Source organism: Embleya australiensis (assembly GCF_051903075.1).
Taxonomy (GTDB): Bacteria; Actinomycetota; Actinomycetes; order Streptomycetales; family Streptomycetaceae; genus Embleya.
On the sequence record NZ_CP182422.1, the window covers coordinates 4,729,845 to 4,756,141 of the forward strand.

Here is a 26,297-nt window from a genome sequence, read left to right on the forward strand (position 1 = left end):
GGCCGCCCCGCCCCACGCATGTCCACCGGCCCGTTCGGCCGGGGGTTCGATCAAACGTCCGTGCTCAGATGCCCAGCGTCGTGGCCAGATCCCGCTTCAGCGCCGCGAACGCCGCGTCCGCCGCCGCACGGGCGGCAGCCACGCCGATCGTGGCGATCCGCTTCGGGTCGACCACGACCTCGAGATACGCCTTGAGCTTGGGCTCGGTTCCGGACGGGCGGACCACCACCCGACCCGCGAGCAGGTCCGCGCCGTCCCCGGCCAGCGTGTAGCGCAGGCCGTCGGTCGGCGGCAGGTCGGCGGCCGGCGGGTTCAGCAGGTCGTCGACGCCGGCCACGGCGAGGCCGCCGAGCGTGTGCGGCGGCTCGGTACGCAGGCGTCGCATCGCGTCGGCGATCAGGTCGAGGCGGTCCACCCGCACCGAATACTGGTCGCTCGCGTACAGGCCGTATCGGGTGGCGATCTCGTCCAGCAGCGCGGGCAGCGTGCGGCCGTCCCGCTTGGCGCCGGCCGCGAGTTCGGCCAGCATCAGCGCGGCGGTGACGCCGTCCTTGTCGCACACCCCGGCCGGGTCGACGCAGTAGCCCAGCGCCTCCTCGTACGCGAACGCCAGGTTCGGCACCCGCGCCAGCCACTTGAAGCCGGTGAGCGTCTCGGTGTACACGATGCCGTTGTCCCGGGCGATCGCGCCGAGCAGCGAGGAGGACACGATGGTGGTCGCCAGCACGCCGTCGGTTCCCCGGCGGGCCACCTCGGCGCCGAGCAGCGCGCCGACCTCGTCGCCGCGCAACATCCGCCAGCCGCTCGTCGCGGCCGGGTCCGGGACCGCCACCGCGCACCGGTCGGCGTCCGGGTCGTTGGCGATCACCAGGTCGGCGTCCTCGGCGAGCGCGGTGCGAAACGCCAGGTCCATCGCCCCGGGCTCCTCCGGGTTGGGGAACGCCACGGTCGGGAAGTCCGGGTCCGGGTCCGCCTGTTCGGGCACCGGTCGGATGTCGGCGAAGCCCGCGCGGTCGAACGCGCCGAGCATCACGGTGGTGCCCACGCCGTGCATCGCGGTGTGCACGATCCGCACGTCGCGCGGCCCGGCCGGGTCGACCACGGACACCGCGCGGTCGAGGTAGGAGTCGATCACCGCCTCGCTCAGGGTCTCCCACCCGTCCTCGGCGAGCGGTACGTCGGCCAGCGAGCGCACCGCGGTGATGTGCGCGGCGATCTCCGCGTCGGCGGGCGGCACGATCTGCGACCCGTCGCCGAGGTAGACCTTGTAGCCGTTGTCGCGCGGCGGATTGTGGCTCGCGGTGACCATCACGCCGGCCACGCAGCCCAGGTGCCGGATCGCGTAGGCGAGCACCGGGGTGGGCAGCGGCCGGGGCAACACCAGCGCGTGCAGCCCGGCGGCCTCCATGACGGCGGCGGTGTCCCGGGCGAACACGTCGGACTTGTGCCGTGCGTCGAACCCGATCACCACCGCGTTGCGGGTCGCGGCGGGCGCGGCGGTGTCGGTGACGTACACGCTCTTGAGGTAGCCGGCCAGGCCGGCCGCCGCGCGGATGACCACGGCACGGTTCATCCGGTTGGGCCCGGCGCCCAATTCCCCGCGCAGCCCGGCGGTGCCGAACTGGAGCAGGCCGGCGAAGCGGTCGGCGAGAGCCTCCCGGTCGTCCGAATCGAGCAACGCTTCGAGCTCGGCCCGGGTGTCCGGGTCCGGGTCCTCGGCCAGCCAGGCGCGCGCGATCTCGATGACGTCGCTCAACACGGACTCCTCGGTGCGGAAGGGATCGGGAGGGGATCGGGAAGGGTCCACACGGGCCGGCGGACCCACACGCTCAGATGCGCGGCAGGACCTGGGTGAGCAGGCGGCCCATACGCTCGGCGGACGCGCGTCCGGCGGCCAGGACCTCTTCGTGGTTGAGCGGTTCGCCGGTCATGCCGGCGGCCAGGTTGGTGACCAGGGAGATGCCCAGGACCTCGGCGCCGGCCTCGCGCGCGGCGATCGCCTCGATCGTGGTGGACATGCCGACGAGGTGCCCGCCGATCGCCCGGACCATGCCGATCTCGGCCGGGGTCTCGTAGTGCGGGCCGGGGAACTGCACGTACACGCCCTCTTCGAGGTCGGGCTCGACCTCGCGACACAACGCGCGTAGCCGCGGCGAGTAGAGGTCCGTCAGATCGACGAAGTTGGCGCCCACGATGGGCGACGCGGCGGTGAGGTTGATGTGGTCGCTGATCAGTACGGGCTGACCGGGCACGAACGACGGGCGCAGGCCGCCGCAGCCGTTGGTCAGGACGACGGCCTTGCAGCCGGCGGCGACCGCGGTGCGCACGCCGTGGGCGACCGAGGCGACGCCCCGGCCCTCGTAGAGGTGGGTGCGGCCGAGGAACACCAGCGCGCGGCGGTCGCCGATGACCAGCGAGCGGACCGTGCCGGCGTGGCCCTCGACGGCGGGCGGCGGGAAGCCGGGCAGCGCGGTGACCGGGAACTCGTGTTCCGGGTCACCGAGCATGTCGGCGGCGGGCACCCAGCCAGAGCCCATGACGAGCGCGATGTCGTGCGTCGCGGCACCAGTGATCCGCTGCAGGCTTTCGGCGGCCTCGGCGGCGGCCGTGTACGGGTCGTGGCTATCCAATACGTTCACATCGATGAGCGTAAATGCTGCACCTGTGAACGGCGCCGCCGGGGTCTATGCGCGTAGAAGACTGTGATACGACCGCAATGACAGCGGGGGAGGATTCGTACGGATACGAGACGATATGTTCGTTCGGGCGACGCGGTACGCGGAGGGCTCGGCGGCCCGGATCGTGCGCGGTGTTTCAGTCCCGATCGGAGACCGCACGCGGCTCGGCCGCGGGCAGCCCCAGCGCGGCGGTCCAGGCCGCCTTGATCGACGCCGCCTTCGCGTCGAAGTCCGGATCGTGCAGGATGCGACCGGTCCGGGGGGCGGGCAGGCGCACGGCACGCCCGTCGATCAGGAGCAGTCGCACCTCGCGCGAACCGCGGCAGCGCTCTTCGCGCACGGCCGTGATCTCGCGCCACGTGTATTGCGCGACGCCGACGCGGCGCACGTCCACGCCGTACGCGTCCACGGTGACCCGGCCCAGTCCGCGCAGAAGCAGCCGGACACAGTAATAGAGCGCGACCACGGTCGCGATGCCCCACGCGGGCCGGACGGCGAAGGCCGAGGCGACGACCGCCACCGCGCCTACGCCGAGCAGCACGGAGACGACCCGCTGCCGAGGGCTCGGACCGATGCGCAGGCTCGACAGGGCCGCGCCGCAGGCTACGAGCAGGGGCGGTTGCGGAGTTCCTTGACATAGTCGTCGGGGGCGCCGGCCGACTCCGCGGACTCGGCGACCATGCCGAGGTAGCGCGCCGAGGGCAGGCCGCCCTCGTAGTCGTTGAGCACGTAGAGCCAGGCGAGTTGTTCGCCGAACAACGACTCCACCCGGACCCGGACCTTGCGGTACAGGCCGAGCGGCATGCCCTCCCAGCGGTCGAGGTCGGGCTCGTCCATCTCGGCCAGGTCGTAGAGCGCGACGAACACCTGGGACATCTCGTCCTCGACGACCGTGGCCAGCGATCCGTCCCACCCCAACTGCTCGCCGCCGAAGGTCAGCCGCCAGCCGGGCAGCCAACCGGTGTGGCGCAGAGGTGAGTGCGGGGCACGCCGGGCCATCTGCCGCGCGTCGAGGTTGCTTGCGTACGCGGCGTAGAGGGGCATGGCCGCAGCCTACGCGACGCGCGGTCATGGGAGAGAATGACACCCGTGACTCGGATTGTGATCGTAGGCGGAGGACCCGGCGGATACGAGGCGGCTTTGGTCGCGGCACAGCTCGGAGCCGAGGTGACGGTGGTAGAGCGGGAAGGCGTGGGTGGTGCGGCGGTACTGACGGACTGTGTCCCGTCCAAGACTCTGATCGCCACGGCCGAGGTCATGACGAACTTCGCCGACTCGCATCACGAGCTCGGCATCTACGTCGACGACGGCACCCCCGGCACGCTGGATCGCCCGATCGTGGGCGTGGACCTGGGCGTGGTCAACCGGCGGGTGTTGCAGCTGGCCAAGGCGCAGTCGAACGACATCGCGCAGGGCGTCACGCGCGCCGGCGTGCGGGTGCTGCGCGGCACCGCCCGCCTCGACGGGCCGCGCCGCGTGGTGGCCGACCTGGCCGACGGCGGCGAGCGCACGCTGGAGGCGGACGCGATCCTGATCGCCACCGGCGCCCACCCGCGCGAGATCCCGGGCGCCGAGCCGGACGGCGAGCGGATCCTGAACTGGAAGCAGATGTACGGCCTGTCGGAGCTGCCGCGCGAGCTGATCGTGGTCGGCTCCGGCGTCACCGGCGCCGAGTTCGCCGGCGCGTACCAGGCGCTGGGCTCCAAGGTGACGCTCGTCTCCAGCCGCGACCGGGTGCTCCCGGGCGAGGACCCGGACGCGGCCGAGGTGCTGGAGGGCGTGTTCCGCCGGCGCGGCATGCGGGTGATGTCCCGCTCGCGCGCGGAGAGCGTCAAGCGGGACGGGGACAGCGTCATCGTCACCCTGACCGACGGGCAGATCATCGAGGGCAGCCACTGCCTGGTCGCGGTCGGCGCGATCCCGAACACCGCGGGTATCGGTCTGGAGGAGGCCGGCGTCTTCCTCAAGGACACCGGACACGTGCGGGTCGACCGGGTTTCGCGGACCACGGCCAACGGCGTCTACTCGGCGGGCGACTGCACCGGTGTGTTCGCGCTCGCCTCGGTGGCCGCGATGCAGGGTCGGATCGCGATGTACCACATGCTGGGCGACGCGGTGGCCCCCCTGAACCTCAAGGCCGTGTCCTCGAACGTGTTCACCGACCCCGAGATCGCCACGGTCGGCTACACCCAGGCCGCGATCGACGCGGGCGAGATGGACGCGCGCGGGGTGAAGCTGCCGCTGTCGCGCAACCCGCGCGCGAAGATGCAGGGCATCCACGACGGCTTCGTGAAGCTGTTCTGCCGCCCCGGTACCGGCATCGTGGTCGGCGGCGTGATCGTGGCGCCGCGCGCGAGCGAGTTGATCCACACCGTCGCGCTCGCGGTGGACCTGCATCTGACCGTCGACCAGATCGCCAGCGCATTCACCGTCTACCCGTCGCTTTCGGGTTCGATCGCCGAGGCCGCCCGGCAATTGCACCGGCGCGAGCGCTCCTGACCCGGTCTGCGCCGAATCCGCGAAACCCGCACAATCTGTCGAACCGCCCCGAGAGGTCGGGCCGATCACTATCGGCGCGGTACACCTCGGGTGGCCCCCGAGTTCAAGATCGGTAACTCGGGGGCGCGGCCTCCGGCGCACGGGGGGCGCGCGGAATTCGGATTCCACGCTCCCGTGTACTCCACTTACGGGTGGCTTTTCTCGAACATCCGATGTGCGCCGTGATCGCCGCGCATACTCGAATCGGACCGGGTGTGATCGCCGCCTCGCGGTGTGTTCGCCATGCGTCGAGTCCGGCTGACGCGCCGTCAAAATCTGTATGGAGCAGCAAAATCTCTGTACATCAGCGCTATCCGACGCCCGGTGAACAGCGTTATGGTTGGCCCTCCCGAACGCTGTGGCTTCGCTGCGCCCGGAAACCGAAGCACTCTTATCACTTCGATGAACAAGTTCGGGTAAGAGTCGCAACCGGCTGATAAGAGCCGGTCGTTCGCGTTACCTTCGTCACGTGTTCGCAGCAGAGCGTCGTCAACTGATTCTTGAAATGGTGCGGGCCAACGGAGCGGTGTCCCTACGGGAACTCGCCCGGGTGGTCCAGACGTCCGAGGTGACGGTTCGGCGGGACGTGCGGGCCCTGGAAGCCGAAGGGCTCCTCGACCGTCGGCACGGTGGAGCGGTACTGCCCGGTGGGCTGTCCCGCGAGCCGAGCTATTCGCAGAAGACCCACCTCGCGGCGGCGGAGAAGGCGGCCATGGCCGACCTCGCGGTCTCCCTCGTCGACGAGGGGGACGCGATCGTCGTGGGCGCCGGCACCACCACGCAGGAGCTCGCCCGCAGGCTGGCCCGGATCCCCGGGCTGACCGTGGTCACCAACTCCCTCCTGGTCGCGCAGGTACTCGCCCACGCCAATCGGGTCGAGGTCGTGATGACCGGCGGCACGCTGCGCGGGTCGTCCTACGCGCTGGTCGGCAGCGGTGCCGAGCAGGCCCTCGCGGGTCTGCGCGTGCGTCGCGCGTTCGTGTCCGGCAACGGGCTCACCGCCGAGCGTGGCCTGTCCACCCCCAACATGTTGTCCGCGAGCGTGGACCGGGCCCTGATCCAGGCCGCGCACGAGGTCGTCGTCATGGTTGACCACACCAAGATCGGTGTGGACACCATGTTCCAGACGGTGGCCCCGGAGCGGATCACGCACCTCGTCACCGACGAGGACGCCCCCGGTCCGGAGAGCGAGGCGCTGGCCGAGCTGGGCGCGCAGGTGCACATCGCCCCCCTTCCGCAACGGGCCGTTCCCGGCGCCCGCGCGGAGTTCAACGGGGAGCGGATGCGCGACATGCGCGTCCCGGGGGTGATGCCCGACCAGTGAGCGAGCGATCGAAGACCACGTGCCGCCTCGCCCGGCGCCCCCCGGGCAGCACACCGCGGGCCGAGCCCGCGACGCCGGCGGTACGGCGCGCAGCACGCGGGCCGACGGCCCGATCACCCCACGGACGCGATCGCCCCCGCGCCGAGGGTTTCGACACGGGGGCGATCGCGATGCGCGGGATCGGAATGGGATCCCGACGGGTGTTCGATGATGCTCGGTGTTCGGTCCCGCTCGACCCGGGCTCGGACGCGATGCGGCTCGGGTCCGACCGGGGTCGGTGCTCGATCCGGCTCACCCGCCGATCCGGTTCGGTTCCCGATCCGGCTCGGTCCCTGACCCGGCTCAGACCTTGATTCGGTTCAGTCCGTGATCCGGTTCAGTCCTTGATCTCGCAGAGCACCGCGCCGGAGGTGACCGTCGCGCCGACCTCCGCGACCAGGCCCTTGACCGTGCCCGCGCGGTGCGCGTTGAGCGGCTGCTCCATCTTCATGGCCTCCAGGACGACGATCAGCTCGCCCTCGGCGACCTGCTGACCCTCCTCCACCGCGACCTTGACGATGGTGCCCTGCATCGGGCTGGCCAGCGCGTCGCCGCTCGCCGCGGCGCCGGCCTTCTTGGCGCCGCCGCGCTTGGGCGCCTTCTTCGCCGCGGCCGGGGCCGCGCCGGACGCGCCCAGACCCGCCGGGAGGGTGACCTCGAACCGTCGACCGTTGACCTCGACGACCACGGTCTCGCGCTCGGCGGCCTCCTCGGCCGCGCCCGCGCCGCCGCCGAACGGGGCGATGGTGTTCTCGAAGCCGGTCTCGATCCACCGGGTATGTACCGTGAACGGCTCGGTCGAGCCGCCCAGCTCGGGCGCGAACGCCGGGTCCACCACCACCTCGCGGTGGAAGGTGAGCGCGGTCGCCATGCCGTCGACGACGAATTCGTCCAACGCGCGCTTGGCCCGCTGGAGTGCCTGCTTGCGGTCGCGACCGGTGACGATCAGCTTGGCCAGGAGCGAGTCCCACGCGGGGCCGATCACCGAACCCTGCTCGACACCCGAGTCCAGCCGCACGCCCGGACCGGACGGCGGCAGCCACGTGGTGACCTCGCCGGGGGCGGGCAGGAAGCCGCGACCCGGGTCCTCGCCGTTGATCCGGAACTCGAACGAGTGCCCGCGCATCGGCGGGTCGTCGTAGCCCAGCTCCTCGCCGTCGGCGATCCGGAACATCTCGCGGACCAGGTCGATGCCGGTGACCTCCTCGGTGACCGGGTGCTCGACCTGGAGCCGGGTGTTGACCTCCAGGAAGGAGATCGTGCCGTCCTTGCCGACCAGGAACTCGCAGGTCCCGGCGCCGACGTAGCCGGCCTCCTTGAGGATGGCCTTGGACGCGCGGTACAGCTCGGCGTTCTGCTCGTCGGTCAGGAACGGCGCGGGCGCCTCCTCGACCAGCTTCTGGTGCCGGCGCTGAAGCGAGCAGTCGCGGGTGGACACGACCACGACGTTGCCGTGGGTGTCGGCCAGACACTGCGTCTCGACGTGCCGCGGCTGGTCCAGGTAGCGCTCGACGAAGCACTCGCCGCGGCCGAACGCGGCCACCGCCTCGCGCACCGCCGAGTCGTACAGCTCCGGGACCTCTTCGAGGGTGCGGGCCACCTTCAGCCCGCGCCCGCCACCGCCGAACGCGGCCTTGATGGCGATCGGCAGGCCGTTGGCCTTCGCGAACTCGACGACCTCCGCGGAGCCGGAGACCGGATCCGGGGTGCCGGCGACCAGGGGCGCGCCGGCCCGCTGGGCGATGTGCCGGGCGGCCACCTTGTCGCCGAGATCGCGGATCGCCTGCGGCGGCGGCCCGATCCAGGTCAGGCCCGCGTCCAGCACGGCCTGGGCGAATTCCGCGTTCTCCGACAGGAATCCGTACCCGGGGTGGATGGCGTCCGCGCCGGAGTCCCGGGCGGCCCCCAACACCTTGGCCATGTCCAGGTAGCTCTCGGCCGGAGTGTTCCCGCCGAGCGCGTGGGCCTCGTCGGCCACCCGCACGTGCAGAGCATCCCGGTCCGGCTCGGCATAGACGGCCACACTGGCGATACCGGCATCCCGGCATGCTCGGGCGACGCGGACCGCGATTTCCCCACGGTTGGCGATGAGTACCTTGCGCACGATCTGGCTCCCTCCTCAACTGCGGAGAGTCTAGGGATTCGGGGGCGGGCACGATCCGCCGCCCCACGTCCTCATGGGTACGGCAACCCGCCGGCTGCATGGCCTGCGATGGAGCTGCCGGCCACGTTGCCGGTGGGGTCAACGTACTCCGGACCGGGTCGGTGCTCGTGCCCGGGTGTATCTGGAACGTGTTTCAGTTTAGGGGTCGGGTGGGTCAGCCGCCCAGACAGTCGCCGCCCGTGGATCTCCCGAGGAGTCCGCTTTCGGGTACGTTTGCCCCCGCCATTTTTCCGCAGTGCTTGCACGCCTTGGCCCACGGATTGCCGGCCGGCCCGTCCGGGCCGTACTGGTACACCCATTCGTGGTCGTCGTGACCCTCGGCACACATGTCCCACGCGTTGCCCGGTTCTCGTACGTCTCGGCTCATCCGCCCTCTCCTCGCCGTCCCTCGTGCGCAGGCTACGAGCCCGGCCGGCTCGGGGCGGGCGAAACGGGGGAACCAGGGAAAAGGGGCGGACTACCCGGTCGCGGGCCGGGGATGTGCGACGGACCCGGACGAGCGGGTTTTGCCGCACGGTGTTTCCCCCGAGCGGGGCGGGCTGCCACGATGTGAAGGTCCGAGGCATCCGATGCCTGGACGGGAGGTTGTGGTGGCAGAGGTGTTCTTGCGCCGGCTGACCCGTTGGCAGGCCGATCAGCAACGGGAAACCGTCGCGGATACATACGTCAAGACCTATGGCGGGGATCCGTCGGGCCGCCCCGAATTCCTGCGGCGTTTCGCCGACCACATCCAACAACCCGGCTTCGAGATGGTCGTCGCGAACGGCGGAGGCGACGCGGCCGGTTGCGCATACGGGTTCCCGCCGCGCGCGGCGAGCGGCTGGTGGACCGGGTTGCACGGCGAACTGCCCGTGGACGTCGCGGAATCGGCCGCGGCCGGGAAGGTGTTCGTGATCGTCGACCTGATGGTCGTCCCGCAGCACCGCCGACAGGGCCTGGCCGGGCGGATGCGGGAGAGGTTGCTCGCCGGCACCGACGCCGGCTTCGCCGCGGTCCGGGTGCCGCGGGACAATTACGCCGCCCTGGCCGCGTTCCGCTCCTGGGACTGGTCGATGCTCGGCGAGTGGCGACCGGATCCGCAGACTCCTCCCGCCGACGTCTGGGGTTGTCGGCTCCGCCCGTGAGGCGCGCGCCGCGCGGATCCGGCCGAGTCCGGCGAGCCCGCGTCAGTCGCCGAACCACTCGCGCAGGAGCCGGCCGGTGTGCTTGTCCGCCGGATAGAACGACTCGATCGACAACTCCGCGACGGTGATGTCCACCGCGGTGCCGAACGTGGCCACCGTGCTGACGAAGGACAACACCTCCCCGCCGTGCCGGATGCCCATCGTGATGGCCGGCGCGCCCGGACCGGCGCCGGGCGGCGGCTCGTCGCCCTGGCCGCCGGGATAGCCGCTCACCTCGTCGTACAACTCCCGGGTCAGCGGATCGCCGGTGATCGCGACCTGGCGTCGCAGTCGGTGCAGCAGGTGCGCGCGCCACTGGGGGAGGTTGACGATCCGCGGTGCCAGCCCCTGCGGGTGCAGGCTGATCCGGTAGGCGTTCAGCGGTTCGGTGAGCAGTTCGGGGGCGACACCCTCGACGAACATCGCGATGCTCGGCGTCGCGTCGACGATGTTCCACGCCCGATCCACGATCACCGCCGGGTACGGGCCGTGCCCGGCCAGGATCTGCCGCAGCACCGCCGGCATCGGGTCCGACTCCGGCGCGTCCAAGCGGCTCTCGTGGTACTCCGGCGCGTGCCCCGCGGCCAGCAGCATGCGGTTGCGCTCGCGCAGCGGCACGTCCAGATACTCGGCCAGCCGCAGCACCATGTCCCGGCTGGGTACCGCGCGACCGGTCTCGATGAAGCTCAGGTGTCGGGTGGACACCGCCACCTCCACGGACAGTTCCAACTGGCTCAGCCGCCGGTGCCTGCGCCAGTGCCGGATCAGCTCGCCGCCGGTACGCCGGGCGGCGGGGCCGGCGGAGCGATCGCCGGCGACGGTCGTGGATCCCGAACTCATGGGACCCGACCGTACGCGGTGGGCCGCGAGCTCGGCGCGACGCGTCCGGTTCGGTCCGCCGGCCCCGCGCAGCTCCCTCACCGGAGCGACGTGCGGGCCTTGCGCAGGCCGAGGATCTGCAGGTCGGCGAAGCCCAGGACGGCGACGGCCTGAACCACGATCAGCGTGGTGCCGAGGGTGGTCGGGTCCAACCAGCCGGCGATCGCCATCGCCACGCTGTCCGCGAACCACACCAGGTTGAGGCCGATCACCGCACGTACGGCGGTGCGATGCGGCGTGTCGGAGCCGCCGATCCGCCAGACGCCCACCGCGTACAGGACCAGGAAGGCGCCGAGGCCGGCCAGGAACGCGGTGGGCAGACCGAGGGCGCCGTCGACGAAGGCGCAGCCGGCCAGCGCGGCGAGTCCGACCGCGCCGGTGGCGATCGCGTCGAGCCGCAGCGCGAGCCGCAACAGGTCGGTGTCACCGCGGACACGGTCGCCGGGCCCGCCGGTCGCGAACGTGGGGTTCAGGGACTGGGTGCTCATCGGGTCCTCCAGGGTCGTTTGCCGACACCGACGACTGTGCCGGGCGCGGGGAGGGCGGTCGATTCCCTCGGAGGTAATGGCCGGGGGTCGACGGGCGCGGCGCGGGTCGTGGGGCGGGTGGTCCGAGGGATTTCCGGCGGATTCGAAAAGCGGGGTTCGGGGTGTCCGCTTCGGGAGCGGGCGGGGTCGCTTCTTCCCTAAGCTGCACCCACACAACCAGGGGGAGACGGCCATGGCCGGCGGGGTGGTACGCAAGGCCTACGAGGCCGGCGCCGGATTCGCGGAGGGCCGCGCGCGGCGCCCGGAACCGGTGGGTCGACTGTCGCTGGAGTGGGTGCCGGGCGCGCTGCTCGTGGTGCTCGCCACCGCTGGCGCGCTGGTGCTGCTCCGGGCGGGGCTGGATCCGGCGACGCCGGCCGCGCCCGCCGCGGATCCGGCCGCCTATGGGGCGGCGCCGACGCCGATGGACGCCGGTGGCGGGTCGTGGTCGGTGTGGGATCTGGTCGCGGTGTTGTTGCCGTGGGCCGTACCGCTGGTGATCGGCGGGATCGGGCTCACCGACAGTGTGTTCACCCACCGCCGGGGCGCGGTCGGCGGCGTGTTGACGATCGGCCTGGCCGGCGCCGCGCTGACCACCGCGCTCGACCCGATCGCGGCCCACTACGACGGTTCGCAGGCGCGCTGGCTGGGCTTCGTGTATCTGCTGCGGTTCGGCTTCGCGGTCCAGGTGCTGGTCGGGGTGGTGTTGTGGATCCACCTCGCGGTCCCGCGCCATCAGGCGCCGCTGAACGCCGCGTTCGCGGGGACCCTCGCGGCGGCGGTGCCGCTGCTGTTCGTGCTCGGCGGGCGCGACGTGCTGGAGCCGATGTGGGAGTCGGGGGCCGGTCTGCAGACCTGGTTGCCGCTCGCCGCGTTCGCCTGGTTGCTGATCCTGCTGCCCACCGGCCGGGTCCTGGTGCCGCCGGGGCGGGGCTGGCAGGAGTCCGAGGGCGGGGCCCAGGGCGGGGTGTTCCTGCTCGGCCTGGTCGGGGTCGGGGTGGCCACGGCGACCGTGGTGATGGGTGACGACAAGCCCAGGGTGCTCGGGCTGTGGCCGGTGGTCGCACTGGCCGGCTGCCTGGTCGCGGCGGTGCTGACCTATCGGGTGGACGGTGTGCGCTCGGTGGCGGGCGCGCTGCTCGCGATGGCGGTCGGTCTTGCCGCCTTCCCGGCCGCGTTGTTCGCGTGGGACCGCACGCAGGCCAATCCGGGCCTGGGCCTGGACGGACCGGGCGAATACGTGCCGTGGCTGCTCGGCCTCGTGGTCGCCGGCGTCGTGGGGGCGGTGGCGGCGCGGTTGTTCGGGGCGTACGCGATCGGCCTCGCGGCGCTTGCCCTCGTGCTCGCCGAGTTCATCGGCCCGGCGGCCGGGTCGGGACACCAGCTGGCAGTGCGCTGTGCGGGTGCGGCGGCGATCGGTGTGGTGATCGGCGGCCTGCGGCCGGAGGCGGCGATCGCGGCGTTCGGGCTCGGCGCCGCGTGCGGGCCGGTGTGGCCGGACCTCCAGGCCGCGTCGGCGGACTACGGCTGGGTGGAGTGGCTGACGAAGAAGCCGGGCGGGGTACCGCTGCCGCTCCTGGTGCTCGCCGCGATCGCGCTGCCGCTCGCGATGTTCGCCGGGATGCGCGGCACCCCCGCGCCGCCTCCGCCGCGCGGTCCCGGTCCCGGGCCCGGCCCGGTGGGCGCGCCGGTGGGCGGCGGCGGCCCGTGGGCGCCGAACGCCTATGCCGAATCGGCCCCGCAGCCGTATCTGCCGCAACAGCCGGGCGGCTATGGCCAACCGCACGCGGCGCAGCAGCAGGGCGGCTATGGCCCACCGGCCGGGCCGGCACCGCAGTCGGGCGCCGACGGGTATCTCCCGCAGCAGCCCGGCGCCGACAGCCCGCACCACCCGCGGTCGCCGGGCCTGCCGAACCTGGGCCCGGGCCCGGTCCGCCGCGACCTGAACCGAACCGAGGGGCCGGACGCCTGACGAAGGCGGGGCCGGGGGCCGCCGGGTCGGCCCGGGCGGTCGTCCGCGTGCGGGTGCCCGGAGGCGGGCCGGCTCCGGCGGTCGGGCACACGCGGCGTCCGTCGGGTGGGCCGGCTCCGGCGGTCGGCCCGGTGCGGTGGCCGGCTTGGCGGATGGTTCCCGATGCGGTGCCCGCCAGTCGGGTCGCCCCGGACGGTTGTCCGCGTGCGGAGGCCGTCGGGTGGGTCGTCCCGGTGTCCGTCGGGCGTCAGCTCCAGAGGTCGACGATTCGTACGCCCACGTCGTTCAGGAGGCGGCGCAGCAGCGGCAGCGAGAGGCCGATCACGTTGCCCGGGTCGCCGTCGATGCCGTCCACGAACGGCGACGCGTAACCGTCGAGGGTGAACGCGCCGGCGACGTGCAGCGGCTCGCCGGTCGCGATGTAGGCGGCCACCTCCGCGTCGGAGGGGGTGCCGAAGCGCACCGTGGTGGCCGCCACCTCGGACACCCGCAGGCCGGTGCGGCGGTCGATCACGCAGTGCCCGGTGAGCAGCACACCCGCGCGTCCGCGCATGGACCGCCAGCGCACCAGCGCCTCGGCCGCGTCGGCGGGCTTGCCCAGCGCCTTGCCGTCGAGTTCGAGCACCGAGTCGCAGCCGACGACCAGTTCGTCGCCGGTCAGCCCGGCGGCGACCGCGTCGGCCTTGGCCTCGGCGAGCAGGAGCGCGAGTTCGCGCGGGGAGTCGGCGTCGAGGGCGTCCTCGTCGACGCCGCTGACCACGACCTTGGGGTCGAGCCCGGCGTCGCGCAGCAGCTTCAGGCGCGCGGGGGAGGCCGAGGCGAGCACGAGGGAGCGGGAGGGGGAGCGGTCGGTCATGGCGCCAACGTACCGGGCGCCGAAGCGGCGGATGGCAGGTATCGGGCGGCAGGTGTCGGGCGGGGACGCAGATCGGGCGGTGCCCGCCGCCACCCGACTCACCGTGCGAGCAGGGCCAGGCCGAGGATCAGCACCACGGGCAGGATCCACAAGGCGCGCCGCAGCTGGGCCACGGCGCGCCGGGTTTCCTCGGAGAACTCGTCACGGTTACGCATTCGTCCATCGTGGGGCGTCGCCCCGGTCCGATCCTGAGTACGAGTACTCAAGTCGGGTCGTGCGATTGTCCGCCTGCACGTCGCGAATGGCACAACGCGTACGCGTTGCGCCGCTCACGTTGCGAACAGGCCGCGTTCGCCGGCTTGGCGTTCGAAGTCCTCCAGTCTGGACTGGGTTCGGGTGGGTTCGATGTCGCACATGGCCTGCAGGAGGATTTGGCCCATCAGGATCGGGGCGCCGTACGAGTCGAAGACCAGTTGCGAGCCGACGCCCGCGATCAGGACCGCGTCGGACAGGGCCGCCGCCGGGGCGAACGGGCTGTCGGTGACCGTCACGATGCTCAGGCCGAGGTCGCGCGCGACCCGCAGGCCCTCGCCCAACTCCCTCGGGTAGCGCGGCAGCGCGAAGCACAGCAGGCCCGTGGCGCCCGCCGCGCGGGCCTGGTCGAGCCGGTCCACGAGCAGCGAGCCGCCCTCGTCCAGGACCCGGACCTCGGGCAGCACCTTGGCGGCGAAGTAGCCGAAGCCGCGCGCGGGCGCCATCCCGGTACGCAGCCCGAGCACCACCAACGGACGCGAGGGCGCGAGCAGTTCGGCCGCGCGCGCGATCGGGCCCGGGTCGGCGAGTTGATCCGCGAGCCGGGCCAGGTTGGCGATCTCGGCGTGCACGGCGCCGACGTACTCGTTGCGGTCCACCTCGGAGGCCGACTCGGGCGTGGTCGGCAGGCCCAGCTCGCGCAGGTGCCGGCGCAGCGCCGGGTATCCGTCGAAGCCGAGCGCGACCGCGAACCGGGTCACCGAGGGCTGGCTGACCCCGGCGAGTTGGGCCACCTCGACGCTGGAGAGGAACACCGCCTCGCCCGCGTGCCGGACCAGGCAGTGCGCGATCCGGCGCTGGGTGGGGGTGAGCCGGTGGCGCTCGAACAGGGCGAGCAGGCGGGCGGAAGGGCTCGCGTCGTCGTCGGCCACCGGCATGTCTCCTCGCTGTTCGCACGTCGCCCGGGTGCCGCCGCGGACCCGGGCCGGCGCGGGCCGATCGCGGTCCGCGCCGATGCCGCGGCCGGGGACCTGCGTGGGTCCCGGCCGCGGTATCAGGTCATCCTGCCTGATCTGACAGGGAATCAGTTCAGTTCGCCGGCCACCGAGCGGGCGGCCTCGATCACACCGCCGGCGCGGACGAAGGCGTCGGCGGCCTCCAGGTCCGGTGCCAGGAAGCGGTCCGGGCCCACTCCCCCACCGCCGCTCGCGCGCAGTGCGGCCACCACCGCGGCGGTCGCGGGCGCGGGCGAACCGGCCCCGGCGGCCACCCGCATGTCCAGCGCCCGGGCGGCGGTGGTCAGCTCGATCGCCAGGACACGGTTCAGGTTGTCGATCGCGCGGCGCAGCTTGCGGGCCGCGCTCCAGCCCATCGAGACGTGGTCCTCCTGCATCGCCGAGCTGGGGATGGAGTCGGCGGAGGCGGGCACCGCCAGGCGCTTGCACTCGGAGACCAGCGCGGCCTGGGTGTACTGCGCGATCATCAGGCCGGAGTCGACGCCCGGGTCGTCGGCGAGGAACGCGGGCAGGCCGTGCGAGCGGGACGGGTCGAGCAGCCGGTCGGTGCGGCGCTCGGCGATCGAGCCGAGGTCGGCGACCGCGACGGCGAGGAAGTCGAGCACGTAACCGACGGGGGCGCCGTGGAAGTTGCCGTTGGACTCGATCCGGCCGTCCTCCAGGATCACCGGGTTGTCCACGGCGGCGGCCAGTTCGCGGTCGGCCACGAGCAGCGCGTGGGCCAGGGTGTCCCGGCCCGCGCCGGCCACCTGCGGGGCGCAGCGCACCGAGTAGGCGTCCTGCACGCGCGGCGCGGCGTCCTGGTGGTGCCCGGTCAGCGCCGAGCCCTGGAGCACCCGCAGCATGTTGGCCGCGCTGGCCGCCTGGCCCGGATGCGGGCGGATGGCGTGCAGCGCCGGGTCGAGCACGCGCGAGGTGCCGAGCAGCGCCTCCATCGTCATCGCGGCGGTGATGTCGGCGGTGGTGAACAGTCGGGCGAGGTCGGCGCCGGCCATCAACAACATGCCGAGCATGCCGTCGGTGCCGTTGATCAGCGCCAGACCCTCCTTCTCCTTGAGCTCGATCGGCTCGATTCCGGCGGCGGCGAGCAGTTCGGCGGCGGGACGCACCTCGCCGTCGGGGCCGGCCGCCTCGCCCTCGCCGGTGAGGACGAGGGCGCAGTGCGCGAGCGGCGCCAGGTCTCCGCTGCACCCGAGCGAGCCGAATTCGCGGACCACCGGCGTGATGCGGGCGTTCAGCAGCGCGGCCATGGTGCGCGCGACGACCGGCCGCACGCCCGTACGACCCGAGCACAGCGTCTTCAGCCGGAGCAGCATCAGCGCGCGGACCACCTCGTCCTCGACGCGCGGGCCCATCCCGGCGGCGTGCGAGCGGACCAGCGAGTGCTGCAGGCGCGTACGCAGTTCGGGGCTGATGTGCCGGACGGCGAGCGCGCCGAAGCCGGTGGACACCCCGTAGACGGGTTCGGTGCGCGCGGCGAGTCCTTCGACGACGGCCCGGGAGCCGGTCATCGCCTTGATCGCGCTTTCGGCGAGTTCGACGCGCACGCCGGCGCGGGCGACCGCGAGGACGTCCCTCGGGGACATCCCGGCCTCGCCGATCAGGACGGTGGCGGGAGCTGCTTCGGGAGCGCTGTGCAGATCGTTATTCACTCGAACATTATGTGCATGGATCGCGACAACACCAGGGGCGGCTACCGTGCCTGAAGGAAACACCGTCGGGAACGCACCAGGGAAAGGCAGTGTCGTGGGTCGGGTCACCTCTCGCCACAAGGTCGTACGGCTGGGCGGCGACGCGCCCCCCGTACCGCGGATCGACACGCTCGTCGCCGAGGAGCCGCTCGACATCCGGCTCGGCGGGCGCACCGTCACGGTGACGATGCGCACCCCCGGCGACGACTTCGACCTGGTCGCCGGGTTCTTGGCGGCCGAGGGGGTGGTCGGCGCCGCCGAGGACCTAACCGCGATGCGCTACTGCGCGGGCACCGACGACGAGGGCCGCAACACGTACAACGTGGTGGACGCGGTGCTCGCGCCGCACGTGCCGGCCCCGGATCCGGGCCTGATGCGCGGGGTGTGGACGTCGAGCGCGTGCGGGATCTGCGGCAGCACCGGCATCGAGGGGCTGCGCCGGATGTCGCGCTTCGACGTGCGCGCGGACGAGGTGCGGGTGGACGCGGAGGTGCTGTACACGCTGCCCGATCGGCTGCGCGCGGCGCAGAAGGTGTTCGCCAGTACCGGCGGCCTGCACGCGGCGGGGCTGTTCACCGCCGCCGGCGAGATGGTGTGCGTGCGCGAGGACGTGGGCCGGCACAACGCGGTGGACAAGGTGGTGGGGTGGGCGCTGCGCGAGGGGCGGCTGCCGCTGGCCGGGCATGTGTTGATGGTCAGCGGGCGGGCCTCGTTCGAGCTGACCCAAAAGGCCGCGATGGCGGGGGTGCCGGTGATGGCCGCGGTGTCCGCGCCGTCCGGTCTGGCGGTGGACCTGGCCGCGGACGCCGGGGTGACCCTGGTCGGCTTCCTGCGCGGGCGTTCGGCGAATGTGTACAGCCTCCCGGATCGGATCACGGTGTCCGAGCCCGCCACGACCGCCTGAGCACTCCCGGACCACTCCCGAGCGCTCGCGAGCGCCCCGGTCCGCCCCGGCGTCAGTCCGGCAGCGACGCGCCCCCGGTCAGCGCCACCGCGACCAGCGCGCGCAGCACCGGGGCGAGCCCGGTCACACTCAGGCTCAGGTCGTCGGCGTAGATCTCCACCAGCCAGCCGCCCGCCGCATTGCTCCCGCCGGCCGCGACCATCGCCTTGTAGCCGCCGACCAGGAGCAGGTCCTCCTCGGCCGGGTCGGTGCCCGGATCGCCGAGTTCGGCGACGAAGCCGCCGCCCTGGACCGCGTCGGCGGTGGCCGGATAGTGCGCCAGGTCGTATTCGGCGGTCACCGCGTCGTAGCGCGACCCGGACTCGCTCTGCACACCGGTCAGCCGGTGGATCGAATAGCGCACCGTGCGCAACACCCGACCGCCGGGCGGCAGGTACGACACCCACCACGCCACCCCGTCCAGCATCCGGGCGAAGGTGTCCGCGACGATCTCCAGGCGGCCCAGCGTGTCCGCCCGGTGCACGCTCTTCGGTTCGCGCTCGTCCAGGACTGCGAGCACCGCGGCCAGCAGCCGGCCCGGCTCGGCGTTGTGCAGCGCGCCGCGGAACCGGCGGCGGTCACGGTGCGGGCCGCCGGGGCCCTCGGCCTCCGCCTCGTCCTGCGCCTCGCGGGCCAGGGACAGGGTCAGGTCGGGCTGTTGGCCGCGCCCGGCGACCACCGGGCGGGTCGAGCGCGAGCCCTTGGCCCGGTACTGCGCCGCGTCGGCGAGTCGAAAGAGCCGGTCCGCGCTGGTCACCGGGCCCACCGGGTCGCCGGTGGAGGCGACGCCGCAGGCCACGCCCTCGCCGTTGTGCATGCGCAGCGCCCGGCGGCACAGTTCCTCGGCGACCGCGACCACGTCGTCGGGCGGGTAGCCCTCGACCAGTACGCAGAACTCGTCGCCGCCGAGCCGGGCGGCGGTCGCCCCCGGCAACATCGCGCCGCACGCGGAGAGTTGGTCGGCGAAGCGCTCCAGGAGGCGGTCGCCGACGTCGTGCCCGCGTTCGTCGTTGAGCCGCTTGAGGCCGTTGACGTCGCAGACGATCAGGCTGACCACCAGGCCGTCCCGGTAGTGCCGGGCCATCGCCTCGTCCAGCCGGGCGTCGATCGCGCGACGGTTGGCCAGACCGGTCAGCGGGTCGGTGAAGGCCAGCTTCTCGATCCGCTCGAAGTGTTCCGCCTGGGCCAGGCCGGCCGAGATCTGCGCGGCCAGCACACCCGCGAACTCGGCGTCCACCGGCTCGAAGCGCGGCTGGTCGGCCCGCCGGGCCAGATACAGCTCGCCCCACACCCGGCCCTCGACCATGATCGGCGCGACCATGCAGTCGTGCCGCCCCCGGCGCAACATCGCCGCGACCCGCTCGGGGTCGCGCGTGTGCTCCGGGTCGTCCACGCACCGCGACCACGTGGTGGGCCAACCCTCCGACTCGATGATGTCGGGGAAGTCGGTGACCGGATACGTCTCCGCGGCCGGCAGCGGCTCCTCGCCCTCCGCCAGCTCGCCGTCGTTGACCAGCACCCGCAGTTGGCCGCTGTCCCGCTCCCAGACCGAGATGGAGGCGTGCGCGGCGCCCATCGCCAGGCGTGCCTGGGCCGCCGAGACGCGGACCACCTCGGAGAAGTGGTGGGTCGTGGCGAGCGTCTTGGCCAGGTGGATGATCGCGTGCAGTCGACGGGCGGCGTCGGGTCCCTCGACCAGGGCGGCGGGTTCCGGACACGTGTCGCCGGGCATACCGGGCAGGTCGTCGGCAGGGCCGCCCGAACCGTCGGTTCCGGGAGTGCTCGAATCGGGTCGCGAAGCTACGGTTCTCACCCCCAATCCGCCGGTACCGAGACCAGAGGATATGTCATATATTGCCCGATTGACGGCAACGTGCACCCGCGTCATGCCGTCACCTCGACGGGTCGCTGTTCGCGTGCGTTCCTGATTGGGCCCCAGACAGCTCCCGTGCGTCCGCCGAGCGCCCGCGCGCGAGCCGGGCTCGCGCCGGTCCGAGCGAAGCGCTTGTATACCCCGGCTTCGCGTCCTGCGCACATTACTCCTGTGGCCCGGCTCCGCAACGCCCCGTGTCCGGGCCGTGTCCGGGCTGTGGCAAACCACGGCGCGCGAGGGCGCCGGGTTGTGAAGAGAACGTGGAAGACTCCCGCGATCTCGGCCGAAAGGGTACGGTCGCGGGCACAGTCCGAAGGAGCCACGCGTGCCCACGCTTTCCGTCATCGCCGCGATCGACGTACCGGCCGCCCGGATCTGGGAGGCGGTAGGAGACTTCGAGGACCCGTCCGCATGGCATCCGTGGCCGGTCGAGGAGCACTCCGGGGACGAGCGGCGGCTGCGTACACCCGACGGTACGACCGTCCGCGAACGACTGGTCGAGCACGACGCGGCGGGGCACTCCTACCGCTATCGCACGCTCGACGGCCTGCCGCTGTCCGGCCGGCTCGCGCTCGAATCGATCGCCGGCGGCACGATGTGCCTGGTCGTGTGGTCGGTCCGGTTCGAGAGCACACCCGCCGAACAGCTTCCCCTGCTGCGCGAACTCGAACACGCGGTGCTGCGCCCCGGGCTGCGATCGCTGCGCGAGGCGTTCGGCTGACCCGCCGAGCCGCCGGCGCGCACGCCGGGCGGGTCGAGCGGGTCGAGCGGGTCGAGCGGGTCCGGAGTCACCGCGATACGGGACTCACTGCGCTGCGGGACTCACTGCGGCATGGGAGTCACTGCGGTATCGGCGTGCCCGGGCGGCACACCGTCCAGGGTTCGACCAGCCCCAGACCGCGGACCGGACGCCGCCACATCGGATGCAGCTCGTAGCGGGTGTCCCCTTCGAGCGCCGCGGCCAGCTCCCGGTCGACCACCACCGCGTCCTTGGGGCTGAGCGCGGTCAGTCGGCTGGCCAGGTTCACCGTGGTCCCGAACACGTCGCCCATCCGGGACAACACGTGGCCGTACGCGATGCCCACCCGCAGCGCGGGCAGGATCTCCTCCTCGGCCATCGCCTCGACCAGCCGCAGCCCCAGTTCCACCGCCGAGTCCGGCGAGAAGGTCACGAACAACACCTCGTCGCCCAGCGTCTTGACCAGGCGCCCGCCCTGCTCGGCGATCACGTCGACGGCGGTGTCCTCGAAGGTCTGGACGAGGCGGCCCAACTCGGCCTCCTCCAGGTTGCGCGACAACCGGGTGAAGCCGACCAGGTCGGCGAACCCGACGGCGAGCGACTGGCCCACCGTCTGCTGGTCGGTGAGCCCCTGCATGGCCCGCGAACTGGCCGCGGCCAGGTGCCGGCGCCAGGCGTAGATGACCAGCGGTTCGAGTTCGAGCATCACGTCGCCGGCGGTGGTGACCACCTGCTCGGAACGGCTGCCGGTCAGCTCGTTGCCGATGTATTCCACCCACGCCTCGGTCTGCCATTCGGCGAACCGGGCCATGGTCTGGCCCACGGAGCGAACGAACTGCGCCGCGACGGTGGCCGGCAGCAGCCCCGACTCGGTCAGCTCGCGCAGGTGCTTGAGGGCCGCGACGTCGGCGTCGGTGAACGCGCGGGCCGGGCCGAAGTCGGCGAAGCCCAGGCCGCGCCACAATCGGCGGGCCTCGTCGAGGGGCACTCCGACCAGGTCGGCGACCTGACCGGAGGTGTAGCGCCGGGGCGCGCCCAGGACGACCTGCTCGACGTCGGCGATCGTGTTGTTGACCGCCTCGATGTCGGACAGGTCGGGCAGGGCGGGTTGATCGACCGCGTCGGCCCCGGCGCCCGCGCCGGGCTCCACGCGGGTCCGTTCCTCGGGCATGTGGCTCCACCGGGTGTGCGAAGGATGGTCTCGTCGGAGCCACACTACGTGTCGGGGGTCACAAAGGTTCGGGGTCGGGCTGTCCCACGTGCTTCTTCCGCCCGGCGGCGGCCCGCTCGACGAGGACGAGCAGCTCGCTCTGCAGGCGCACCACGTGCGGCAGACCGGGCAGTTCCAGGCGTTCCCGGTCGTCGTCGACGGGCACCAGGGCGATGGTGCCGGCGCCGAGCATGCGGTCCACGAACGACTCGTGCTCGATCAGCACGTCGGCCACCCGCGCGAACGGCACCACCCGGATCTCCCGGGTCAGCGCGCCGGTGCGCACGGTCAGTCGGTCGGCGGCGACCGAGTACATGGTGCCCAGCCAGGCCAGCCACGGCGCGACGCTCCAGCGGACCAGGACCGCCAGTCCGGCCAGGAGCACGGCGGGCTGGACCCAGCCAGCCGCCGAGGTCGGGGGCGTGAGCGCGGCGAGGAAGCCGGTGACGGCGACCGTGCCGAACAGGGCCAGCGCGGGACGGACGAGGTGCATCCAGTGCGGGCGCACGACGAAGAGGATGTCGTCGTCGACCTCGGCTGTGGTTGTGAACACCGGGCCTCCTGGGGGTCACCCACGATTGTGCGGTTCTCCCGGGCGGGAGAGGCGGAGGCATGCCGTTCGCCGCCATAAATGCGTCGACAGCCCGCTCGGCGCTCGGCACAGTGGCCGTCCGTGACGAGCAGTGAGCTGTGGAGCCGGGCGACCGCCGAGCGCTACGACGCCGAGGAGGCCGAGCCGGCCTCGGCCGCCGTTCTCGAACCGACCCTCGCCTTCCTCGCCGAACTCGCCGGAGCCGGCCCGGCCCTGGAGTTCGCCATCGGAACCGGGCGCGTGGGCGTCCCGCTGCGGGAACGCGGCGTCCCGGTGGTGGGCATCGAACTGTCCGAGCACATGGCGGCGGTCCTGCGGCGCAAGATCGACGAGGACACGCTCCCGGTGGTCATCGGGGACATGGCCGGCACCGTCGTCCCCGGCGAGTTCACCCTGGTCTACCTCGTCTACAACACCATCACGAACCTGCTCACCCAGGACGAGCAGGTCGAGTGTTTCCGCAACGCCGCGCGTCACCTGCGGCCCGGCGGCCGATTCGTCATCGAGCTGGGCATACCCCCGCTGCGCTTCCTGCCGCCCGGCCAGGTCGCGGTGCCGTTCGACGTCTCCGAGCGGCACCTCGGCTTCGACACCTTCAACCTGGTCGAGCAGATCCTCGTCTCACACCACTTCACCCGCGACGGCGACGACGGCCGCTACCGCCGAGGCCATTCCACGCACCGATACGCCTGGCCGGCTGAACTCGACCTGATGGCCCGAATCGCCGGCCTCACCCTGGAGCGCCGCGTCGCCGACTGGCACGGAGCCCCCTTCACCCAGGACTCCACCAAGCACATCTCCGTATGGCGCAAACCGACCTGAGCCCGCTCCCCGGCCGCCGCCGCAAGCCGTGCCCGTCGTGCGCCTTCCTTCGGAAGTCCCGACACCGCCGGACACCGAGACCAGAGCCGCGCGGCACCCGGAGCACTCGGCCGCGAGGCCACGCGGGGCTCGCCCCCGGCAGTAGATCCGCGGCCTTTCCCGCATGACGCAACGGGTGGGCGGGTGGGAGCAAAACCCTCACGCCGCAGGCCGAACGTGCACCACGTCCCCCGCGCCCACCGCCACCTGCCCCTCCGGCCCGGTGACCAAAAGCCGACCCTCGTCGTCGATCCCCGTCGCCGGCCCCTCCAGCGTCGGCTTCGCCGGCAACTCGACCCGGACCCGCCGCCCGATGGTGGCGCACGCGTCGGTGTACGCGGCCGCCAACCCACACGCACGCGCATCGCCCTCCGCCAGTCGCCACCGGGTGTACCACTCCTCCACCTCGCGCAGCAGCGCCCGCAGGATCGGGTCCCGGTCGGTGCTCTCGGCGCCGGCCAGGAGCAGCGAGGTCGCGGTCGGTACCGGCAACTCCTCCTCGTGCAGCGAAACGTTCAGCCCGATGCCCAGGACCACACTCGACCCGGCCCGCTCGGCCAGGATCCCGGCCAGCTTGCGCTCGCCCACCAGCAGATCGTTCGGCCACTTCAGCCGCACGTCGACCCCGGCCACCCGGGACACCGCCGACGCCGCGGCCACCCCGGCCAGCAGCGGGAGCCAGCCCCAGCGCGCGACCGGGACCTCGTTCGGCGCCAGCGTCATCGACACCGCCAGGCCCGAGCGCGGCGGCGCGGTCCACCGCCGGTCCAGCCGACCCCGGCCCGCCACCTGCGATTCGGCGACCAGTACCAGCCCCTCGGCCTCGTCGGCCCGGTTGGCCAGGTCGGCGTTGGTCGAGCCGGTCTCGGGCAGCACGTCCAGCTCGCGCCACAGGCCGCCCGGTACCAAAAGCGCCCGACGCAGGGCCGCCTCACGCAGCGGAGGGCGGTCGAGATCCTTGTAAGGAGAGTCCATTCGATCACCCTAGAAGGCACTGCGGGGCAGGGCGGTGATGGTCGCCGGCGTGGCGCGGCTACGCTACCGATCGCCGCCGTTCGACGTGACAGGAGTCAGCACGATGGACCCAGTACAGGGCGATCCCGACATCCACACCACCGCCGGAAAGCTGGCCGATCTCGAGCGCCGGATCGACGAGGCGGTGCACGCGGGAAGCGCCCGAGCGGTCGAGAAGCAGCACGCCAAGGGCAAGATGACCGCCCGCGAGCGGATCGAATACCTGCTCGACGAGGGCTCCTTCGTCGAGCTCGACGAGTTCGCGCGGCACCGCTCCACCAACTTCGGCCTGGAGGCCAACCGCCCCTACGGCGACGGCGTGGTGACCGGCTCCGGCACCGTCGACGGCCGCCAGGTGTGCGTGTTCTCCCAGGACGTCACCGTCTTCGGCGGCAGCCTCGGCGAGGTGTACGGCGAGAAGATCGTCAAGGTCCAGGACCTCGCGATCAAGACCGGCGTCCCGCTGGTGGGCATCAACGAGGGCGGCGGCGCGCGCATCCAGGAGGGTGTGGTCTCGCTCGGCCTGTACGGCGAGATCTTCCGGCGCAACGTGATCGCCTCCGGGGTGATCCCGCAGATCTCGCTGATCATGGGCGCCGCCGCGGGCGGCCACGTGTACTCCCCCGCGCTCACCGACTTCGTGGTGATGGTCGACCAGACCTCGCAGATGTTCATCACCGGCCCCGACGTCATCAAGACGGTCACCGGCGAGGACGTCACGATGGAGGACCTGGGCGGCGCGCGCACGCACAACAGCAAGTCGGGCAACGCGCACTACATGGGCGCCGACGAGAAGGACGCGCTCGACTACGTCAAGGGCCTGCTGTCCTACCTGCCGAGCAACAACCTGGAGCCGGCCCCGTCCTTCGACGAGGAGGCCGACCTCGAGACCACGGACTACGACCGTGACCTCGACACGCTGATCCCGGACTCGGCGAACCAGCCGTACGACATCCACACGGTGATCGAGCACGTCCTGGACGACGCGGACTTCCTGGAGGTCCAGCCGCTGTTCGCGCCCAACATCGTGGTCGGCTTCGGCCGGGTCGAGGGCCGCTCCGTGGGCATCGTGGCCAACCAGCCGATGCAGTTCGCCGGCACGCTCGACATCGACGCGTCGGAGAAGGCCGCCCGGTTCGTGCGCACCTGCGACGCGTTCAACATCCCGGTGCTCACCTTCGTCGACGTCCCGGGCTTCCTGCCGGGCACCGACCAGGAGTGGAACGGCATCATCCGCCGCGGCGCGAAGCTGATCTACGCCTACGCCGAGGCCACCGTGCCGCTGGTCACGATCATCACCCGCAAGGCGTACGGCGGCGCGTACGACGTGATGGGCTCCAAGCACCTGGGCGCCGACGTCAACCTGGCCTGGCCGACCGCGCAGATCGCGGTGATGGGCGCGCAGGGCGCGGCCAACATCCTGCACCGGCGCACGATCGCCGCCTCGGACGACCCCGAGGCGACCCGCGCGCGGCTGATCCAGGAGTACGAGGACACGCTGTGCAACCCGTACGTGGCCGCCGAGCGCGGCTACGTGGACGCGGTCATCCGCCCGTCGTCCACCCGGGCCCACGTGGTCAAGGCGCTGCGGGCGCTGCGCGGCAAGCGCGAGACGCTGCCGCCGAAGAAGCACGGCAACATCCCGCTCTAGCCCGGCCAGGACCCGGAGGTCCCCATGATCAAGGTGGTGCGGGGTGAACCCACCCCGGAGGAGTTGGCGGTGATCGTCACCGTCGTGGCGGCCAAGGCGAGCGGCGGCGGCGCACCCGCGCCGGCTCCGGCGGCCCGGTCGCAGTGGAACGACCCGGCGCGCCTGGTGCGCCGACCGCTGCGGCCGGGCCCGGGCGCCTGGCAGGCAAGCGCCTGGCCGTCCTGACCGACCGCGCGTCCGGATCGCGCGCCGCCGAGGGCGCACAGGCGGTCGACCGTCGGTAAGAAGCGAAAGCCCCTCCACGAGAGGGGCTTT

Annotated in this window: 25 protein-coding genes; 9 read left to right on the forward strand and 16 right to left on the reverse strand. The window is 72.5% G+C overall.

The genetic code is table 11. The features are described from left to right. Nucleotides 1-64 precede the first annotated feature (64 nt). The 4 genes from ACMXN5_RS20600 to ACMXN5_RS20615 form a co-directional block, all read right to left on the reverse strand. Nucleotides 65-1,759, reverse strand: coding sequence for a phospho-sugar mutase (locus ACMXN5_RS20600; RefSeq protein WP_439676476.1), 1,695 nt, complete (start codon nt 1,757-1,759; stop codon nt 65-67). 70 nt (nt 1,760-1,829) lie between these two features. Next, nucleotides 1,830-2,639: a purine-nucleoside phosphorylase gene (locus ACMXN5_RS20605; RefSeq protein WP_380005141.1), complete on the reverse strand. Its 810-nt coding sequence runs from the start codon at nt 2,637-2,639 to the stop codon at nt 1,830-1,832. Nucleotides 2,640-2,814: 175 nt separating this feature from the next. Beyond that, complete coding sequence (locus ACMXN5_RS20610) at nt 2,815-3,219, reverse strand: hypothetical protein (RefSeq protein ID WP_439676477.1); 405 nt, start codon at nt 3,217-3,219, stop codon at nt 2,815-2,817. 62 nt (nt 3,220-3,281) lie between these two features. Then, nucleotides 3,282-3,722: a gamma-glutamylcyclotransferase gene (locus ACMXN5_RS20615; RefSeq protein WP_126637468.1), complete on the reverse strand. Its 441-nt coding sequence runs from the start codon at nt 3,720-3,722 to the stop codon at nt 3,282-3,284. 36 nt (nt 3,723-3,758) lie between these two features. On the opposite strand from ACMXN5_RS20615, the gene ACMXN5_RS20620 reads away from it, so the two are divergent. Both ACMXN5_RS20620 and ACMXN5_RS20625 read left to right on the forward strand, forming a co-directional pair. Then, nucleotides 3,759-5,177, forward strand: a complete 1,419-nt coding sequence (locus ACMXN5_RS20620) for an NAD(P)H-quinone dehydrogenase (protein WP_126637467.1) — start codon at nt 3,759-3,761, stop codon at nt 5,175-5,177. A 544-nt stretch (nt 5,178-5,721) separates the two neighbouring features. Further along, nucleotides 5,722-6,540 carry a DeoR/GlpR family DNA-binding transcription regulator gene (locus ACMXN5_RS20625; RefSeq protein WP_020552647.1) on the forward strand — a complete coding sequence of 273 codons (819 nt, stop codon included), beginning with the start codon at nt 5,722-5,724 and terminating at the stop codon, nt 6,538-6,540. A gap of 376 nt (nt 6,541-6,916) precedes the next feature. Here the strand turns inward: ACMXN5_RS20625 and ACMXN5_RS20630 are convergent, their stop codons facing one another. After that, the gene (locus tag ACMXN5_RS20630) at nt 6,917-8,683 is read right to left on the reverse strand and encodes an acetyl/propionyl/methylcrotonyl-CoA carboxylase subunit alpha (protein ID WP_439676478.1); all 1,767 of its coding nucleotides are present in this window, start codon (nt 8,681-8,683) and stop codon (nt 6,917-6,919) included. 214 nt (nt 8,684-8,897) lie between these two features. Continuing rightward, the gene (locus ACMXN5_RS20635) at nt 8,898-9,110 is read right to left on the reverse strand and encodes a hypothetical protein (protein ID WP_380005133.1); all 213 of its coding nucleotides are present in this window, start codon (nt 9,108-9,110) and stop codon (nt 8,898-8,900) included. A 223-nt stretch (nt 9,111-9,333) separates the two neighbouring features. Between ACMXN5_RS20635 and ACMXN5_RS20640 the strand changes: the two genes are divergently transcribed. Then, nucleotides 9,334-9,867 carry a GNAT family N-acetyltransferase gene (locus ACMXN5_RS20640; protein WP_380037024.1) on the forward strand — a complete coding sequence of 178 codons (534 nt, stop codon included), beginning with the start codon at nt 9,334-9,336 and terminating at the stop codon, nt 9,865-9,867. 42 nt (nt 9,868-9,909) lie between these two features. Here the strand turns inward: ACMXN5_RS20640 and ACMXN5_RS20645 are convergent, their stop codons facing one another. Next, entirely contained in the window at nt 9,910-10,746 is an 837-nt protein-coding gene (locus ACMXN5_RS20645) for a helix-turn-helix domain-containing protein (RefSeq protein WP_439676479.1), read from the reverse strand. 77 nt (nt 10,747-10,823) lie between these two features. Continuing rightward, nucleotides 10,824-11,273: a hypothetical protein gene (locus ACMXN5_RS20650; protein WP_395787521.1), complete on the reverse strand. Its 450-nt coding sequence runs from the start codon at nt 11,271-11,273 to the stop codon at nt 10,824-10,826. 232 nt (nt 11,274-11,505) lie between these two features. Here ACMXN5_RS20650 and ACMXN5_RS20655 point away from each other — a divergent pair, with 232 nt between their 5' ends. Then, nucleotides 11,506-13,284: a hypothetical protein gene (locus ACMXN5_RS20655; protein WP_439676480.1), complete on the forward strand. Its 1,779-nt coding sequence runs from the start codon at nt 11,506-11,508 to the stop codon at nt 13,282-13,284. Nucleotides 13,285-13,531: 247 nt separating this feature from the next. On the opposite strand, the gene ACMXN5_RS20660 is transcribed toward ACMXN5_RS20655, so the two are convergent. The 4 genes from ACMXN5_RS20660 to hutH form a co-directional block, all read right to left on the reverse strand. Continuing rightward, a complete protein-coding gene (locus tag ACMXN5_RS20660) occupies nt 13,532-14,140 on the reverse strand; it encodes a nucleoside triphosphate pyrophosphatase (protein ID WP_395787525.1) in 609 nt (202 codons plus the stop codon). 98 nt (nt 14,141-14,238) lie between these two features. Continuing rightward, nucleotides 14,239-14,355 carry a morphogenic membrane protein MmpB gene (gene mmpB, locus ACMXN5_RS20665; RefSeq protein ID WP_439676481.1) on the reverse strand — a complete coding sequence of 39 codons (117 nt, stop codon included), beginning with the start codon at nt 14,353-14,355 and terminating at the stop codon, nt 14,239-14,241. A gap of 114 nt (nt 14,356-14,469) precedes the next feature. After that, nucleotides 14,470-15,330, reverse strand: coding sequence for a MurR/RpiR family transcriptional regulator (locus ACMXN5_RS20670; RefSeq protein ID WP_439676482.1), 861 nt, complete (start codon nt 15,328-15,330; stop codon nt 14,470-14,472). A 146-nt stretch (nt 15,331-15,476) separates the two neighbouring features. After that, nucleotides 15,477-17,012: a histidine ammonia-lyase gene (gene hutH, locus ACMXN5_RS20675; protein ID WP_439678042.1), complete on the reverse strand. Its 1,536-nt coding sequence runs from the start codon at nt 17,010-17,012 to the stop codon at nt 15,477-15,479. 142 nt (nt 17,013-17,154) lie between these two features. Here hutH and fdhD point away from each other — a divergent pair, with 142 nt between their 5' ends. After that, the gene (fdhD, locus tag ACMXN5_RS20680) at nt 17,155-18,003 is read left to right on the forward strand and encodes a formate dehydrogenase accessory sulfurtransferase FdhD (protein WP_439676483.1); all 849 of its coding nucleotides are present in this window, start codon (nt 17,155-17,157) and stop codon (nt 18,001-18,003) included. Nucleotides 18,004-18,055: 52 nt separating this feature from the next. Here fdhD and ACMXN5_RS20685 read toward each other — a convergent pair whose 3' ends face one another. Then, nucleotides 18,056-19,774, reverse strand: coding sequence for a sensor domain-containing diguanylate cyclase (locus ACMXN5_RS20685; protein WP_439676484.1), 1,719 nt, complete (start codon nt 19,772-19,774; stop codon nt 18,056-18,058). A gap of 466 nt (nt 19,775-20,240) precedes the next feature. Here ACMXN5_RS20685 and ACMXN5_RS20690 point away from each other — a divergent pair, with 466 nt between their 5' ends. Next, entirely contained in the window at nt 20,241-20,636 is a 396-nt protein-coding gene (locus tag ACMXN5_RS20690) for an SRPBCC family protein (protein ID WP_395787533.1), read from the forward strand. 118 nt (nt 20,637-20,754) lie between these two features. Here ACMXN5_RS20690 and ACMXN5_RS20695 read toward each other — a convergent pair whose 3' ends face one another. Both ACMXN5_RS20695 and ACMXN5_RS20700 read right to left on the reverse strand, forming a co-directional pair. Beyond that, nucleotides 20,755-21,825, reverse strand: a complete 1,071-nt coding sequence (locus ACMXN5_RS20695; protein ID WP_380037043.1) for an adenylate/guanylate cyclase domain-containing protein — start codon at nt 21,823-21,825, stop codon at nt 20,755-20,757. 58 nt (nt 21,826-21,883) lie between these two features. Next, on the reverse strand, nt 21,884-22,417 hold the full coding sequence (locus ACMXN5_RS20700; protein ID WP_439676485.1) for a PH domain-containing protein: 534 nt from the start codon (nt 22,415-22,417) through the stop codon (nt 21,884-21,886). Between the two features lie 120 nt (nt 22,418-22,537). Between ACMXN5_RS20700 and ACMXN5_RS20705 the strand changes: the two genes are divergently transcribed. Beyond that, nucleotides 22,538-23,278 carry a class I SAM-dependent DNA methyltransferase gene (locus ACMXN5_RS20705; RefSeq protein ID WP_439676486.1) on the forward strand — a complete coding sequence of 247 codons (741 nt, stop codon included), beginning with the start codon at nt 22,538-22,540 and terminating at the stop codon, nt 23,276-23,278. 198 nt (nt 23,279-23,476) lie between these two features. Here the strand turns inward: ACMXN5_RS20705 and ACMXN5_RS20710 are convergent, their stop codons facing one another. Next, nucleotides 23,477-24,292 (reverse strand): biotin--[acetyl-CoA-carboxylase] ligase, encoded by an 816-nt coding sequence (locus tag ACMXN5_RS20710; protein ID WP_439676487.1) that lies wholly within the window; start codon nt 24,290-24,292, stop codon nt 23,477-23,479. Nucleotides 24,293-24,395: 103 nt separating this feature from the next. On the opposite strand from ACMXN5_RS20710, the gene ACMXN5_RS20715 reads away from it, so the two are divergent. After that, complete coding sequence (locus tag ACMXN5_RS20715) at nt 24,396-25,982, forward strand: acyl-CoA carboxylase subunit beta (RefSeq protein WP_380005103.1); 1,587 nt, start codon at nt 24,396-24,398, stop codon at nt 25,980-25,982. 24 nt (nt 25,983-26,006) lie between these two features. Then, on the forward strand, nt 26,007-26,207 hold the full coding sequence (locus ACMXN5_RS20720; RefSeq protein ID WP_395787541.1) for an acyl-CoA carboxylase subunit epsilon: 201 nt from the start codon (nt 26,007-26,009) through the stop codon (nt 26,205-26,207). Nucleotides 26,208-26,297: the final 90 nt, after the last annotated feature.

What these genes read in the sequence shown, in the direction of transcription:
- ACMXN5_RS20695 (WP_380037043.1), bottom strand. Translation starts at nt 21,825, where the DNA reads ATGCCCGAGGAACGGACCCGCGTGGAGCCCGGCGCGGGCGCCGGGGCC.
- ACMXN5_RS20625 (WP_020552647.1), top strand. Translation starts at nt 5,722, where the DNA reads ATGGTGCGGGCCAACGGAGCGGTGTCCCTACGGGAACTCGCCCGGGTG.
- mmpB (WP_439676481.1), bottom strand. Translation starts at nt 14,355, where the DNA reads ATGCGTAACCGTGACGAGTTCTCCGAGGAAACCCGGCGCGCCGTGGCC.
- ACMXN5_RS20655 (WP_439676480.1), top strand. Translation starts at nt 11,506, where the DNA reads ATGGCCGGCGGGGTGGTACGCAAGGCCTACGAGGCCGGCGCCGGATTC.
- ACMXN5_RS20715 (WP_380005103.1), top strand. Translation starts at nt 24,396, where the DNA reads ATGGACCCAGTACAGGGCGATCCCGACATCCACACCACCGCCGGAAAG.
- ACMXN5_RS20670 (WP_439676482.1), bottom strand. Translation starts at nt 15,330, where the DNA reads ATGCCGGTGGCCGACGACGACGCGAGCCCTTCCGCCCGCCTGCTCGCC.
- ACMXN5_RS20615 (WP_126637468.1), bottom strand. Translation starts at nt 3,722, where the DNA reads ATGCCCCTCTACGCCGCGTACGCAAGCAACCTCGACGCGCGGCAGATG.
- ACMXN5_RS20620 (WP_126637467.1), top strand. Translation starts at nt 3,759, where the DNA reads ATGACACCCGTGACTCGGATTGTGATCGTAGGCGGAGGACCCGGCGGA.
- ACMXN5_RS20710 (WP_439676487.1), bottom strand. Translation starts at nt 24,292, where the DNA reads ATGGACTCTCCTTACAAGGATCTCGACCGCCCTCCGCTGCGTGAGGCG.
- ACMXN5_RS20720 (WP_395787541.1), top strand. Translation starts at nt 26,007, where the DNA reads ATGATCAAGGTGGTGCGGGGTGAACCCACCCCGGAGGAGTTGGCGGTG.
- ACMXN5_RS20660 (WP_395787525.1), bottom strand. Translation starts at nt 14,140, where the DNA reads ATGACCGACCGCTCCCCCTCCCGCTCCCTCGTGCTCGCCTCGGCCTCC.
- ACMXN5_RS20635 (WP_380005133.1), bottom strand. Translation starts at nt 9,110, where the DNA reads ATGAGCCGAGACGTACGAGAACCGGGCAACGCGTGGGACATGTGTGCC.
- ACMXN5_RS20645 (WP_439676479.1), bottom strand. Translation starts at nt 10,746, where the DNA reads ATGAGTTCGGGATCCACGACCGTCGCCGGCGATCGCTCCGCCGGCCCC.
- ACMXN5_RS20650 (WP_395787521.1), bottom strand. Translation starts at nt 11,273, where the DNA reads ATGAGCACCCAGTCCCTGAACCCCACGTTCGCGACCGGCGGGCCCGGC.
- ACMXN5_RS20685 (WP_439676484.1), bottom strand. Translation starts at nt 19,774, where the DNA reads ATGCCCGGCGACACGTGTCCGGAACCCGCCGCCCTGGTCGAGGGACCC.